The 15,223-nt window shown below is 68.4% G+C and carries 7 protein-coding genes; 4 read left to right on the top strand and 3 right to left on the bottom strand.

The features are described 5' to 3' along the window. Window positions 1-968 precede the first annotated feature (968 nt). On the top strand, window positions 969-1,298 hold the full coding sequence (locus BM536_RS12430; RefSeq protein ID WP_073490823.1) for a hypothetical protein: 330 nt from the start codon (window positions 969-971) through the stop codon (window positions 1,296-1,298). A gap of 385 nt (window positions 1,299-1,683) precedes the next feature. Here BM536_RS12430 and BM536_RS12425 read toward each other — a convergent pair whose 3' ends face one another. The 3 genes from BM536_RS12425 to BM536_RS12415 all read right to left on the bottom strand — a co-directional run bounded on the left by BM536_RS12425 (window position 1,684) and on the right by BM536_RS12415 (window position 5,124). Beyond that, window positions 1,684-2,070: a hypothetical protein gene (locus BM536_RS12425; protein ID WP_073490825.1), complete on the bottom strand. Its 387-nt coding sequence runs from the start codon at window positions 2,068-2,070 to the stop codon at window positions 1,684-1,686. A gap of 362 nt (window positions 2,071-2,432) precedes the next feature. Further along, window positions 2,433-2,897, bottom strand: a complete 465-nt coding sequence (locus tag BM536_RS12420; RefSeq protein WP_073490827.1) for a hypothetical protein — start codon at window positions 2,895-2,897, stop codon at window positions 2,433-2,435. 376 nt (window positions 2,898-3,273) lie between these two features. Continuing rightward, window positions 3,274-5,124 carry a DUF262 domain-containing protein gene (locus tag BM536_RS12415; RefSeq protein WP_073490829.1) on the bottom strand — a complete coding sequence of 617 codons (1,851 nt, stop codon included), beginning with the start codon at window positions 5,122-5,124 and terminating at the stop codon, window positions 3,274-3,276. Window positions 5,125-5,384: 260 nt separating this feature from the next. Between BM536_RS12415 and BM536_RS12410 the strand changes: the two genes are divergently transcribed. The 3 genes from BM536_RS12410 to BM536_RS12400 all read left to right on the top strand — a co-directional run bounded on the left by BM536_RS12410 (window position 5,385) and on the right by BM536_RS12400 (window position 15,204). Continuing rightward, the gene (locus BM536_RS12410; RefSeq protein ID WP_245873465.1) at window positions 5,385-6,638 is read left to right on the top strand and encodes a serine/threonine-protein kinase; all 1,254 of its coding nucleotides are present in this window, start codon (window positions 5,385-5,387) and stop codon (window positions 6,636-6,638) included. A 77-nt stretch (window positions 6,639-6,715) separates the two neighbouring features. Then, window positions 6,716-9,700, top strand: a complete 2,985-nt coding sequence (locus tag BM536_RS12405) for an SNF2-related protein (protein WP_094102927.1) — start codon at window positions 6,716-6,718, stop codon at window positions 9,698-9,700. Next, the gene (locus tag BM536_RS12400) at window positions 9,697-15,204 is read left to right on the top strand and encodes a DNA methyltransferase family protein (RefSeq protein WP_094102926.1); all 5,508 of its coding nucleotides are present in this window, start codon (window positions 9,697-9,699) and stop codon (window positions 15,202-15,204) included. Before BM536_RS12405 ends, BM536_RS12400 begins: the two co-directional genes overlap by 4 nt. Window positions 15,205-15,223: the final 19 nt, after the last annotated feature.

Here is a 15,223-nt window from a genome sequence, read left to right as displayed (position 1 = left end):
GCAAGGGCTCCAAGCGCACGTCTAGCGTCTGAGGCTTGTCACCCCTGCCGGGACACGCCATGAGTTGGCTCGGGTGCCCTTCACCCACCGGCCGGTGCCAAGGAGGACTGCTGCCCGGCAGGTCAGAGGCTCGCCGGGACGGGAAGCGCGGATCGTGTCGATGATCTCCCACATGGGCAAAAGCCATGTCTTCGCCTCGCCAGGCTCCAGGCGGCAGACGTTCCCGTGCATCGTGAAGTCGACCGCTCGAACGCGAGTGGGCCTGCCGCCCCAGTAGGAGTGACGTCTGGCGGATATGCATGGCACACGTACGCTCACGGGTCCACGCCCAGTGTTGCGTACCACCACACTGAATGCATCGTGCACGTACGATTCGAACTGTATGCCTTGGATGTGTTGAAGGTCCGTTGTAGTGCGATCGACAACCTCCGAGGCGATGGACGGGACGGGATCTCCATCGTCATGGATCGCGATCGATAGTTCGCAACGCACCCGGGCGCCGCTCAAGAAGTGGCTAGCGACTTGCCAACTCAGTGACACCGTGGACACGGCCAAGCTGAGTGCGGCGACAGCGAATGCCCCGGCTGTGTCGGTCATTTGAGGATGATATGGGTGTCGATCCGAGACGGGCGACGTTTTGCCCGTTCGTGTCACCTCGCTGGGAAGGTGATAGCACCAGAGGCACCACAGGTGCGCAACCCCTTGTCACGCATACCCACCAGCTGCGCGTTCGGGCTCTCGCCGCGACAGTCGCGAGTCGTGGCAGTGGCGACATTGTGGCCAACACGCTTTCCAACTGTGGTGGTGGTCTTGAGCGACTCGGACGGGGCCGTTCACCTGCGTTCATGGGCGACCGACCGTGAGAGTGGCCACCGCCTCCGGCCCTGTCTGAATGGTCGTGAACGGTGCTGAAGGAGACGGACGGCGGGGCCGGATTCGCTAGCATCGTGGCTGTTGAAGGGGGCGTCATGGCACTGGTCGGCAAGGGATCCCGACGGATCGTTGTCGACGGCACGGTCTACCGCTGGCGGCTGCGAGGCAGGCCGACGTACTTCCAGGGCTTGGCCTGGTCACCGTGCTCGTTCGCGGTCGAGCATGCGGACGCCCCGGGTATGACGCTCGTGGTTACCACCGACCAGCCGCATCCGAGCAACTGGATCGGTCGTGAGGCTGAGCCTGTACTGCCGTCCGGTGTTGCTGCGGCTGTTCGGCTCGCGCTGCGAGCGGGCTGGAATCCGACGGCTCCGGGCTCCGCATTCCACCTCGACCAGTCCGCCGGCTTCACACCGTCGAACTGACCGGAGCCGTTAAGTAATTCGTGCGACCTCAGCCGACGACAGTCAGCCACCGTGGTGGGTGCGTCAACGGATCAGGCGCGCGTGCCTCGCTGCCCTCCCACCGCCTCAGCCACGCTGCTCGATGTCGTCCGTCAGAGCAAGCCGCGACGGCGGAACCGTGGTGACGAATCTTCGGGCAAGGACTTCTTCGTCCCGAAGCAACTTGGGTGAGGGCACTGCCTTGGGCTGGTGTGCTGTTCACCTGCGCAGATAGTCCGCAGTCGTCCGCGCTCGTCCGCCGTTGTTCGTCGGTGTTGTCACGCAGTTAGACACTCACTGGCTGGGCGCCTGATGTCCCACTCCTGCTCTGGAGCGGACCCGGCACATCCTCGTACCCACCTGAGCGTCAACGGTCCTTGCCGAGCGTGGGAAGGCCGCCGCGGAAGGGGCGGTATGCGGAGCCGTTCGCACGAGGCGTGATACCAAGCTTCTTCTTCAGCGCGGCCAGGTGTTCCGCGTCGGCGGCCGCCTGCTTTGCCTCGTCCTCGGCCGCCCGTAGCCGTGCTGCCTCCGTGTCGGAGACGATCCGCTTCGGCTTTCCCGAGATGATTTCCGCTGTCTCGTGGAGGAACCCAAGTCCCCAGAGCCGGTACTGTTCGGCGGCCTCGCTGTTGCCGTTCTCGAGTGCCTTGCGCTGCTGCGCTTCGAAGTGCCGGGCCGTGTTGACGCAGAAGGTGTGCCGGCTTTTACCGATCCAGGTCTTCCCCGACATGGTGTTGTCGCTGGCTACCATGGTCCCCCCTCGACGCCTGTGACGGATCGTATACGCCTGAACACAAGAGCAGGGGACTTTCGCGAAGCTGGGTGAAGCGAGCTTGGTTGGGCCGGGGCTTGTTCGGGCGAAGGCGGAAGCCTGCCCACGCCATTGAGCCGTGATGGCTGACCGTGAGCCCTCAGCTTGGGAAGCTGGGAGCATTTTGCGGGCTATCCGGGTAATGACCTGGGAGAATGCCCTGGTTGCAGTCTCCTCAGGCTGGACCGCTTCCACCGTGTTTCCCCGCTGTTCCCCGCTCGATCTGGTGCGTTTGTGGTGCAGCCTGCCCGGCGCACGGCTCTGACGGACCGACTGTGCGTGCAGACGCGTTGGAAGGCGCATCAGAGATGGTGCTTGGACGCTCTGACCAGTCGGCTGATGTCGTCGCGGGTCTTTACCCTGCGCTGGTCCAGCTCGGTCCTGCTGTCCGTCTTGGGCAGCGCTGTGATGTCCGCAAGTACGGCTTCTGCCGCTTCGCTCAAGGCCTCGTCATTGGTGAGCATCTGCACCCGGAAGAGGGCTTCTTGGGCGTTGGAGCGCAGGTCGTATGCGCGGACCCGCACCACGCCGGGGTCCTCGGGTGGTGGTTGTTCATGTTCGCAGAACCAGAGGTGTACCAGGCAGCGGCGGTAGTTGATGAGTGCTCCGGCGTAGGCGGAGTAGGCGTCGAGTCGCTCCTGCCGAAGCTTCTCGCGGCGGGTGAACTGGTGGCTCCTGTCGGCGGTGCGCTGCTGAAATGCCAGGGTGATCCCCGCACCAAGCAGGGTTCCCAGGACGGCTATGCCGCTGGCGATAATGGTCTCCACGCCCCAAGCTGATCACATATCGCCGACCGGGCGCAGTGCAGTCGACCAACCCTTCGGCGGCCGGGCCGAATGGCACACGGCTCCGGAGGCCGTTTCGGGTCCATGAATAACCGCTGTTCATGGCCTCACGGAGGCTCGATTATGCCTATCCGGTCCACAGATGGTCCACGGCCCGTCGACGTCTTGTATGAAGGCTGCTGTACCTTCTGCGGCGCAGCGGTTACGGTCTGGGTGACCGTGGAGACTGTGGTGGCGTTGGGCTTCTTCTTCGTTTCGCCGGTCAGGGCGTCAGCTCACGTTCCGCTGAACAGCGGAGGTTAGTAGCGGCTATTGCGCGTGGCAGGATGATCAACCCGCCACGTGCTCATCGCCACCTTCACTTGTCGCCGCGGTCGGCAGAAACCGGAGCGGCGAGTAGGCCATCGGCGTGCGGCCAAATGTTCAAAGACAGTGAGCCAAGGTAGGAGCCACGTGCGTGGATCCGGTGCTCGTCCCAGGTGGCAGCCCAGTCGCTGATGTCGGTGTTCGGTGGTGCGCTGAGCAGGGTGCCGTGGGTGAGACGCAGCAGGCTGTGCTTGCTGAGCCATTGCCGCTTGTCTTCCCAGGCCATGTTTCCCAAGGTGGGGTTCAGGCGGGCAGTGACCAGGGTCAGGTTGCCGAGGGTGTGGACCAGTTCGTCGCGGTCGGAGCCTTCGGATGGATCGTTTTCGAGGGGCGGCCAGTTGTCGCGCCAGCTCTGCGGCATGACGTGTTCGATGGTCAACTTCGCGCCCGCCTGCTCGCCGAGGGGGACGACGAGCTGTTCGGTGTGGTCGGTGCGGAGTTCGTCCTCCAGCGCTTCCAGGAGGATGCGTACGCCGCGGCGGTACAGGCGGGTGTAGATGGGGTCCTGTTCCAACGAAGCGCGGAACTCATGGTCGCTCGGCCAATGACGGTGGGCTCCCTGCATTGCCGAGAGGGCCTTGATGACGGCCTCGTCCGCGCGGTCGGGCTGCCGGGCTGCAGCGGCGACCAGGTCACGGAAGACGTTGTTGTGGTCGCGGTTGCTGAGATTGAGCAGCGCCCGGCGAACGAGGTAGCTGTCGATGGCGCGGATCGCCCGTCGACGGCGCTCCGGGGGCAGCACGGACTCGTCCAGGCCGTACAGGAGAAGAAGCAGGGGCATCGGAGTGGAGGTCTGAAAGACTTTCATCCGGTAGAGGAACCGGCCCTCGACGCCGTGCTGCGGGTAATCGTCGATCAGGTCGTAGATCTCGGCGTATCGCGCCAGTTCGGCGAAGACCTCCTCCGTAGGGACGGCAGCCGAGAGCAGCCAGCGCTCGAACTCCTTGAACAGGGCGGAGGCGGTGAACTCCCGCTGTGTTCGCATCGTGAGCCAGTACGTCAGGAACACGTCGAGGCGGCTTCGCGTGATGCGGCCGGTCGTCTGTTCCGTGCGCCATTCGTCCTGGTCGAAGGGAGCCCAGTACGTTTTGTAGAGCCGGTCGATGTCCGCGCCGGCGCGTTCCGCGTCACGGAACAGAAGGTTCTTGATCAGATCCGCGTGCTCCAGCGGTGTACCGCGGCTGTTCAGCGTCTCGAAGACGACCTGAGCGTCGTCGTGCTTTTCCAGATCGATGATGACCAGGCGTAACTGTTCCCGCAGGGTCTGCACCAGCGCCCCTAGCCGCTCCTCCGGTTCGGCGGCTTCTGCCAGCCAAGCGTCGATCTCCTGCTTGAAGTAGGTGATGGCTTCGGCGAACCGTCCTGCCCCGCCCTGACCGCGCATGACGGTGCGGAATTCGTCCCGGTCCGCGTTGGTCGGCCACACCTTGTAGAGGTGATCAGGGTGCTGGACGCGGTCGAACAGGTCCTCGTCGTTCTCCAGGAACTTGCTCAGCAGCCGCACGGACCGCTCATGGTTGAGAGCCGCTGCGGACAGGCGGGCCGCGAACAGGAACAACTGCAGAGTTGTGAGACGCTGCTGGCCGTCAATGACCTGCCGTGTCTCCAGACTTGACGAAAGGTACGGCGTCTCGCCGAAGACAACGGCGCCGAGAAAGTGCGGAGCCACCGTATCGCCGGTCAGGGCCGCCTGCTCTGCCCGCTCGACGGTGCGGCGAATGTCCTCCCACAGAGCTGACCAGTTGTCGTCCCGGTTCCACACGTACGGCCTCTGGAACAGCGGCACCGTGTAACGGATGTCCCTGCCGAAGATCCGACGCAGGTCGACTGTGTCTGCTCTCATGGATCGAGATCCCCTCTTCGCTCTGCGGTTAACACCGTAGCGATCACCACCACAGTCGGCTGGCCTGATCCAGGAAATTCGTTGGCAAGACAGCAGAGGGCACAAGCGGACAACGGCGTTCCGCCGAGTCCCCTGTCGGGGGGGGGCTTGGTCACGTAAGCAGCGCAGGGAAACCCCAGGCCTTGCATACACTGATTCCGGTCCAGCTCGGCTCTCGTCCGCAGCGGCGCGTACAGGCCACAAGGGGGAGGCACAGCATTGTGGAACCACTGAGGGACGAGGACCCGAAGGAGATCGGGGGCTTCGCCCTCGTCTGCCGGATCGGGGCCGGCGGCATGGGGCAGGTTTTCCTCGGTGAGTCCGCGGCCGGCCACCAGGCCGCCGTGAAGGTCATCAAGCCTTCCGTCCTCGACGAGGACACCCGCGCGCGTTTCCTGTCCGAAGTGGACAGCCTGCGCACGGTGTACGGGCCGTTCGTCGCGGCCTTCGTGGGAGCCGATGCGGACGCTGATCAGCCTTGGCTCGCCGTGGAGTACGTCCCCGGACCGGATCTGCGCACCTTCGTCACCGAGCACGGCCCCCTCCCGCTCGCCGAGACCGCCAGCCTCGGAGCGCTGCTGGCGGAGGGCCTCGGCACCGTGCACGACGCGGGGCTGCTCCACCGTGACCTCAAGCCGCAGAACATCCTGCTGTCCCGGTACGGCCCCAAGGTGATCGACTTCGGTCTCGCCGTGCTCGCCGAGCGCCGCACCACCCTGACGGCGACCGGCTTCGTCGTCGGCAGCGTGCTGTGCATGCCGCCGGAGCAGGCCCGGGGCGAGCACCAGCTGGACCGGTCCGCCGACGTCTACGCGCTGGGCGCGGTGCTGCTGTTCGCCGCGACCGGACACTACCCGTACGAGGGACCCACCTGGCAGGCCGTTGCTCTGAAGATCGAGGACCCGGCGACTCCTCCCGACCTGACGAACTTGCCACCGGAGCTCGGGCCCCTGGTCACAGACATGCTCGCGCCGGACCCCGGTGCCCGGCCCGCTCTGCCCGAGGTCATCAAGCGCCTCGTACGGGCCATCCACGACCAGGGCTTGACCGCTCTCCAGGCCAAGTACCGCCTCACCGACCTCACGCCCGAGATCGTCGTGCCACAGCTCCCCGCGCCGCCCCCGGGCCCGCACCGGGGGCCGACGCCCCCGCCTACACGCCCACCGCCGTCGACCCGGCGGCGGTGGAGGACGACGAGCAGGCGGTCACGGCGGTACCGGCCGGGGCGGGGCAGCCCGCCGACATCGACGACGAACCCGGCGGGGAATCCGGGAGCGCTGGCCCCTCCGTCCCCGGGGAGACCGTCCTCGGGCAGGACGGGAGCTCGTCCCGAAGCCGTGGGAGCACTGGCGTCCGACTCTCGACCCCCCTCCAGATCGCTGAGCGGATCCGCGCAGGGTACGCGCGGGAGGCGCGCTTCTGAGCCGCGCCGGTTCGCGTCGCCGATGCCCGTACGAGCCCTTCCTCCACCGTGACAGACTTGCGGTCGCAGGACTGCTGGACAGCAGGACCACGGGATTGCAGTTGGAACGGGAAGGCGAAGGGGCCGCGGGTGACCGACCAGGGGGCGACGCAAGACGGGACTCGGTTCCCGCCGGGAGCGCAGATCCTTGTACGGGACGAGGAGTGGCTGGTCCGCAACACCATCACGACCGAGCGTGACGGTGAGCGGATCGAAGCGGTCGGCGTATCCGAGTTCGTGCGGGACGAGGAAGCCGTCTTCTTCAGCGGGATCGACACGGTCGAACTGCTCGACCCGGAGAAGACCCGACTGGTCCCCGACACCTCCTCGTACTTCCGGCGCAGCCGCCTGTTCCTCGAAGCCGTTCTGCGCAAGACGCCGTTGCCGCAGTCGGAGCGGGGGCTCGCCCTCGCGGACCGCTTCCTGCTGGACCCGCTGGTCTACCAGCAGCGCCCGGCCGAGCTCGCCCTGTCCATGCGCAACCTCCGACCCAGGGTCCTGATCGCCGACGTCGTGGGCCTCGGCAAGACGCTGGAGATCGGCCTGACCCTCGCGGAACTCATCCGCCGCGGACGGGGCGAGCGCATCCTGGTCGTGACCCCGCAGAGCATCCTGGAACAGTTCCAGCACGAACTGTGGACCCGTTTCTCGATCCCGCTCGTGCGGCTCGACTCGCTCGGCATCCAGCGCGTCCAGCGCGAGCTCCCGGCGGGCCGGAACCCGTTCACTCATTACAAGCGCGTGATCATCTCCGTGGACACGCTCAAGAACATCGGCCAGTACCGGCACCACCTGGAGCGCATCCGCTGGGACGCCGTCGTCATCGACGAGTCCCACAACCTGATCAACCCGGGCAGTCAGCGCCGCGCCCTCGCCGAGACTCTGGCCCCGCGTACCGACGCCCTGCTGCTCGCCAGCGCGACCCCGCACAACGGCGACAAGCGCTCCTTCGCCGACCTGATCTCCCTGCTCGACCCGGCCGCCATCGCCGACCGCGACCACTACGACCCCGAGGCGGACCTCGGACACCTCTACATCCGGCGTACCAAGATCAGCCCCGAGGTGCGCGACGAGATGGGCACCGAGTGGCCCGACCGAGGCCCGACCGTCTCCCTCCACTGTGCCGCCACCGAGGCGGAGGAGCGGATCTTCACCGAGCTGACCGAGCACTGGCTGCCCGCCGCGCCGGCGAGCACGGAGTTCGGCACGGCCGACGAGGACCGCACCTCGGTCGCCACTGAGCAGCTCTTCGCCTACCAGCTGCTGAAGACGTTCCTGTCCTCCCACGTCGCTCTCGGCGAGACGGTCGACAAGCGCGTCGCCTCACTCGCCGACCGCGTCCGCAAGGCCGGCGAGAAGGGGCTGCGCCCCGACCCGGCCATCGCCCCCGAGCAGGCGGCCCTGGCCCGGCTGCGGGAGATCATCACCGGCATGGGCGACGGCACCGCCCCCGGCGACTCAGCCAAACTCGACGCGTTGGTCGGGCAGTTGAAGGAGATCGGCGTCGGCCCCCGGTCCACCACCCGGGCGGTGGTCTTCTCCGAGCGCGTCCGCACCCTCACCTGGCTCGCTCAGGTCGTCCCCGCCCGGCTCGGCTTCCCGGTCGCGGCCGACGGCACGGCCAAGGCCGTGGCCGTGATGCACGGTGGCCTCAGCGACGACGAACAGGGCGACGTCCTGGAGGCGTTCGGCCTCGCCGACACCCCGGTCCGGCTGCTGTTCACCGGCGACGTCGCCTCCGAGGGCGTCAACCTGCACCGCCAGTGCCACCACCTGATCCACTACGACATCCCGTGGTCGCTGATCCGCATCGAGCAGCGCAACGGCCGTATCGACCGGTACGGGCAGAAGTACGAGCCCCAGTTCAGCGCGCTCATCCTCACCTCGGCCGTCCCCGGCGCCAAGGACGACCGCACGGTCGCGGAGAAGCTGCTCCGCCGCGAGGAGGAGGCCCACAAACTGGACGGCACCGCCGAGGCCGTGTCCGGTTTCTACCGGGCCGAGGAGGAGGAACGCCGACTCATCAGGGAACTGGTCAAAGGCGGCAGCGTCGAGGAATTCCTGGAGCCCGACCCGGACGCCGACAGCGCCCTCGCCGACCTGTTCGGCCAGGTGGACACCGTCACCGAGCAGGAACTGCCCGCACGCGCCGAGCAGATCTCCCTCTTCGAGGGGGACACGGCCGCCTTCGTCGCCACTGCTCTCGACGAGGTCTACGAGGAGCGCGCCGAGGATTTCGTCGGTCTGTCGTCCGGCGCCGACGCCAAGGGCGGCGCGTACTTCTCGCTGTCCCCGGCCATGGCCCCTGACCTGCTCCACCGCCTCAAAGCCCTGCCGCCGTCCTACCTGAAGGAGCAGCGGGTCGCCGAGCGGATGCTGGTCACCTTCGACCGCGCCCTCGCGCAGCGCAAGCTCACCGAGGCCAGGGACAGCAGCACCACCATGTGGCCGGAGGTCTCCTTCCTCACCGACATCCACCCGGTGGTGGAGTGGCTGACGGACAAGGTCCTCGTCGAGTTCGGCCGGCAGGAGGCCCCGGTCATCACCACCCCGCACGTCGACGGCCCGGTCTTCCTCGTCCAGGGCATCCACTCCAACGCCCTGGGCCGCCCCACCGTAGTGCGCTGGATGGCTGTGTCCGGCCTCGGCACCGAAGGCGCCGTAAACGGCACGCCCGAGGTGCGCCCCATGGCGGACGCGCTGCGCGACGCGAAAGTCGGCCCGAGGCTCGCCCGCACCGGCGGGCCGGCCGACCCGGACCGTCTCCAGGCCCTGGTTCCGGCCGCCGTCGCCGCCGCCCGCGCCCACCTGGACGCCGGGCAGGCCGAGTGGGAGGAGACGATCAGCGAACCTCTCGCCACATACCGCGATCACGTCGCCCAGTGGCGCACCGACTCCCTGCTGCCCGGCCTGTCGGGCCGTCGTGAACGCCTCGTCGAGGAGACCGCCGACGAACTGGCCCGGCTGCTGGACCAGTTGCACACCACCGGCCGCCCCCTGCTGCGCGTCCTGGCCGTCCTCGACCGCCCCGGCACCCCGACCGCCCCCGAAGCCCAGGCGGAGAACCGAGCATGACGTACGACTCCCTCGTCAATCACGGCGACTACCTCTCGGCCCACTACCTCGCTGAGGTCCTCCCCAAGGATCTCAAGGCCAAGGACGGCCTCCTCACCCGCTGGGCCGCCTTCGAGGAGGAGGAACGCCGCCGCCACGCCGACGCCGTCGCCGAGGCGAGACGCCAGGGCCTCGACCCCGCCGCGGTCCCCCCGCGCGCCCGCACGCCACGCGAGACACTGCGTGCCCTGCACGGCCCCTACTTCGCCGGCCGCGCCGCCCTCGCCCAGGACGCGGAGGCCCTCGCCGAACCCGACGCGCCCGTCCCCGCGGGCTGGCGGAAACGGGTCACCGAACTGCATCTGGACACTCTGCGCGCCCTCGGCCACACCGCCGCCCACGAGCAGACCGTCACCGTCCACCGCGCCGACCACGAGTACAGCCTCCAGGTCCTCCACGCCGAACCCGGCCTGTACGCCGTCTCCTGCGGCTGGACCACCGAGCCCGACGCCGCCCTCGACCCGGACGGCGCCGGCCGACTCCTGCACCCCGTGAAGCTGGAGGCGTCGCTGGAGATCGAGGACGCTAAGGCCCTCACCGACTTCCTCTTCGCCTGCGACACCCCGCCGCGCTACGTCCTCCTCCTGGTCGGCGGCGTCATCGTCCTGGCCGACCGCCTCGCCTGGCCCGAGGGCCGCTATCTGGCCGCTGACCTCGACGCGGCCCTCAACCGCCGCGACGACCGCCACGGCGGCGAACTCGACACACTGGCCGCTCTGTTCGGCGCCGACTCACTGCGCGTGCCCGCCGGGGGCGGCACCGCGCCGCTGGCCGCCTTCGTCGACAACTCCGGTAAGCATGCCGTCGGTGTCTCCACCGAACTGCGCGAGGGCCTGCGCCTGAGCGTCGAGTGGATCGCCAACGAGGTCCTGGCCCGCCTGCGCGAACCGGAGAACGGCGTCGCCCCGGCCGACCTCGACGACCCGGCCCGCCTCGCCAAGGAACTGAGCCGTGAGTCCCTGCGCTACCTCTACCGCATCCTGTTCCTCCTCTACGCCGAGGCCAGCCCCGCGCTCGGCATCCTGCCCTCCGACTACCCCGAGTACGAGCAGGGCTACGGCCTCCAGCGCCTCGGCGACCTCGTCCTGCGCGACCTCGTCGGCGAGCGCTCCCGGCGCGGCTTCCACCTCTACGAGTCGCTGAACCTGCTCTTCGACAAGGTCGAGAACGGCCACCGCCGCTACGGCACCGAGCCGGAGGACCTGAAGGCCGAGGCCGCCGCCCGCGAGGCCGCCGAGGCGGAGCACGAGGCGGACCGGCTGCTCGCCGCCGGCTCACTCACCCGCGCCGAGCACACCGAACGCGTCCGCGAGGCCGACCGCGTCCGCCGCGCCGCCGCCCGCAGCACCGGCGCGGGCCTGCGCTTCGAGGCCCTGCGCTCCGAACTGTTCACCAAGGACGCCGTCCGCCTCATCGGCGACGACCGTATCGAGAACCCGGCGTACCGGGGCGGCGAGGGGGAGAAGCGCCGCCCGTTCCTGGACACCCGGCTGCGCAACGAGACCCTGCACAAGGTGCTGCGCCGCCTGATGCTCACCCAGGGCCGGGGCAGGGAGCGCGGCGGCTTCATCTCGTACGCCCAGCTCGGCATCAACCAGCTCGGCGCGGTGTACGAGGGCCTGATGTCCTACACCGGTTCCATCGCCGAGAAGAAGCTGTACGAGGTCGCCAAGGGCGGCGACCCCTCCGGCGGCAGCTGGACGATCCCCGCCGACCGCGTCCAGGACTACGACGACAAATTCTTCGTCCAGCGGACGGACCCCGAGACCGGCCGCCTGGAGCGGGTCGTCCACGACGAGGGCACGTTCGTCTACCGCCTGGCCGGCCGCGACCGTCAGACCTCCGCCTCCTACTACACTCCGAAGTCCCTCACCGAGGTCACGGTCGAACTCGCCCTCATGCACAGGCTCGACCAGCACGGCACCGTCACCGAGGCCCGCGAACTCCTCGACTGGAAGATCTGCGAACCCGCCCTCGGCTCGGGCGCGTTCCTCAACGAGGCCATCGACCAGGTGGCCGCCGAGTATCTGCGGCGGCGCGAGCGCGAGCTGGGCCGCCGGGTGGACCCCGAGCTGCGGCAGATCGAGCTTCAGAAGGCCAAGGCGTACATCGCCCTGCACAACGCCTACGGGGTCGACCTCAACGCCACGGCGGTGGAACTCGCGGAGGTCTCCCTCTGGCTCAACTCCATGCACCCGGGCATGCGCGCTCCATGGTTCGGCCTGCACCTGCGGCGCGGCAACTCCCTCATCGGCGCGAGCCGAAAGGTCTACAAGGCCGATGCTCTGACGGGCGGAGGCTGGCTGGCGAAGAAGTACACCCTCCCTCCGACCGACCTGCCTTTCCGTGAGGGCCCACTGCCCGAGGGCGCCGTCCACCAGTTCCTGCTGCCCGCCATCGGCTGGGGCGCGGTCGCGGGCGAGCCGGAGGCCAAGCGACTCTCGGAGGACGAGGCCAAGGCACTCGGCGCGTGGCGCAGGGGAGTCCAGAGGGCGCCGAAGGGACCGAAACCCTTCCAAGAACGCGGCGAGGAGACCACCGAGGCACGGCAGAAGCGCTACGACCGGTGGCTCAAGGCCGCCGACAAGACCGAACTGGGCCGGTTGCAGGGCGTGGCCCGGCGCGCCGAGTTCCTGTGGTCGCTCGTCGCGACCCGGCTGGAACTCTCCGAGCGGGCCGTCGCCCGCCGCATCGACGTCTGGGGCGCGGACTGGCTGGAGCAGTCCTCGGAGGCGGAGGACAAGCAGAAGGTCCTCGACGACCTGACCCGGCACGGCACCCCCTACTGGCGGCTGAAGACCGTCATGGACGCGTGGTGCGCCCTGTGGTTCTGGCCGCTGGACAAGGTCGGTGCACTCGACGGGACCGACCCGGTGTACGGGACGGGCGGCGCCCTGGTCGACGAGGCGTCGGTGGCGGGCCTGCTGCGCGGACCCCGGCCGACCGCAGTGCCGGAGGCACCGACCGGTCCGGTTCCCGGGGATCAGGTGTGGCGGGCGACCGGGCTGTTCGACGACCCGGACGGCGAGCAGGAGGAACTGGGCGCCGACCATGGGCCCGGGCGGAGCGCGCCGGGCCGCAAGTCCGTCGCCCGGTCGCCGGAGCGCACGACCGTCCCGCTCCAGAGCCTCGGCGACTGGCTGGACTTCCTGGAGAGCGTCCTCGGCAAGGCCGACATGCCTGAGAACTCTCTGCTCTCAGGCATCGAGAACCTCAGTCCGGACGAGGCGCTGGAGTTGCTGGCCGACGTCGAGGACCGCCTGGAGGGCTTCCTCGGCATGCGCCCGGCCCGGCTGCTGCCGTTCCGCTACCCGTGGCTGAACACGGTCGAGGACATCGCAGGCACCACGGAGAAGGACATAAAGGCCGAGGACGGCCACGGGTTCTTCCACTGGGAGCTGCACTTTGCTCATGTGTTCCGGGGGCCGGGGGGCGGGTTCGACCTCCAGGTGGGGAATCCGCCGTGGGTGCGGCCGAGGTGGGAGGAGAACCCGGTCCTCGCCGAGCACGACCCGTGGTTCATGCTCACCGAGAAGCCGACCAAGGCGGAACGCACGCGGCGGCGCGACGAACTGCTGAAGCGGCCACGCGCCCGCGCGTACCTGCTCGCCGAACTCGCCTCGACGAGCGGCATGGGCGAGATGCTGGGCTCAGGACCGGTGTACCCCCTGCTCACGGGAACCCAACCGGACCTGTACCGGGCCTTCATGTGCCAGACCTGGCAGCACACGGCGCGCAACGGCTCCGTGGGCCTGGTCCACCCCGACTCCCACTTCAGTGGTGACAAAGAAGGGCGCCTGCGGGAGGCCGCGTACAGCAGGCTGCGGGTGCACGGAGATTTCGTGAACGCGGGAAACCGCTTCTTTCCGCCGCCCGTCGGCCGGTCCAGCCACTTCGGCGTGCACGTCTACGGGCAGGCGGGCGAGATCGGCTTCGACCACCTGTCCTGGCTCTTCTCCGTGGACGCGCTGCGCCTGTCGGCCGACGACGACGGCACGGCTCCCGACCCAGGGGTCCGCTACGGCGACAGCTGGGACGAACGCCCGCACCGGAAGCGAATCGTCCGCGTGGATGAGGACACACTCGCCCGCTGGCAGAAGCTCACCGGCGACGAGACCCAGCCCGTACGCCAGGCCCGTCTGCTGTCACCGGTGAGTACGGCGGAGGCCCAGGCGATCGAGGCGCTGGCGGACTACTCGCTGCGGCTGGGTGAGTACGACCCGCAGATCTCCCGCGGTTATGGCGAGAGCGAGGCCAAGGCGGAGGACCTCATCGACTACAACACCCCCGACGACACGGGTGTGATCCAGCGCCCAGCTTCCTGGCGCGAGGTGATCCTCAAAGGCCCGCAGATCGGCCTGGCCAACCCCATGTTCAAGCAGCCGAGCCAGGGAGCTGGGGAGGTTCTGGGTCTCAACCCGCTGATGCTTGCGGACGACGCCGTGCCTGAGTCGGAGTACAAGTACGTCGCGAAACCCGAGGTGTACCGGGCTCGGCAGGAGGTATGGAGCGACGGCAGATCCTTGGACCAGCTCAAGGCGTCCGAACGGGAGGTGACCCGCGCACGGAGGGCTGCGGCGGGGCGGTTCGGGGTGGAGCTGGCCGAGGTTACCGAGAAGCAGGTGGAGGGGGAGCTGCTGGGGCGGTTGCGGAGGCCGTATACAGAGTTCTACCGATTGGCGTGGCGCGAAATGATCGCACCTGACACGGAGCGCAGCCTCTACACGGCGCTGATCCCCCCCGGTGTGGCGCACATTCTCACCGTGCAGAGCGCGATGGTAGGCAGTACTCGCCTCACTGCCTTGACTGCCGGTTTCTGGAGCGGTTTGCCTGTTGACTACCTGCTCCGGACGACAGGTATCGGTCACCTACAGAAGGCGCCTGCCCGTCGAATGCCTGCGCCCCAGGCGGAGCATCCTCTCGCTGCCGCCCTGCTCCTCCGCACACTCCGCCTCAACTGCCTCACCAGCGCCTACGCAGATCTCTGGGAGGAGTTGTACGACCCCACCTGGCCCGCCTACGAACCGTGGGCACGCGACTGGACGAACCTCCAGCCGCTGCACACCGTCGGCCCGGAGTGGACCCGGGACACCCCGCTGCGGACCGAACGGTCGCGGCGTGCGGCCCTCGTGGAGATCGACGCGCTGGTCGCCGTCTGGCTAAGCGTGAGCGCTGACGCCCTCGTGGCCATGTACAAGTCCCGGTTCCCGATCATGCAGGACTTCGACGCCGTGACGTGGTTCGACGCCAACGAGCGCAAGATCGCGGGGAACCGCTACACCTATGGCTTCGGCCAGACCAAGGACCACTACGAGCATCTCCTCGCCTACCAGAAGAAGGAGCGCCCCGAGCCCCCCGAGGGCTACGCCGCCCCCTTCTACAAGGCCAACCGCGAGGACGAGATGCGCGAGGCGCACGCCCACTTTTCCGCACGGCTCAAGGAGGTCCACGGCAAGGGAAAGTGAGTGAACGACAGCGCCCCGT

Origin of the sequence: Streptomyces phaeoluteigriseus (assembly GCF_001896135.2) — a bacterium.
GTDB classification, from domain to species: Bacteria; Actinomycetota; Actinomycetes; order Streptomycetales; family Streptomycetaceae; genus Streptomyces; species Streptomyces phaeoluteigriseus.
The sequence above is the reverse complement of the archived record's forward strand: the minus strand, read 5'-3'. Positions and strand labels throughout refer to the sequence as shown.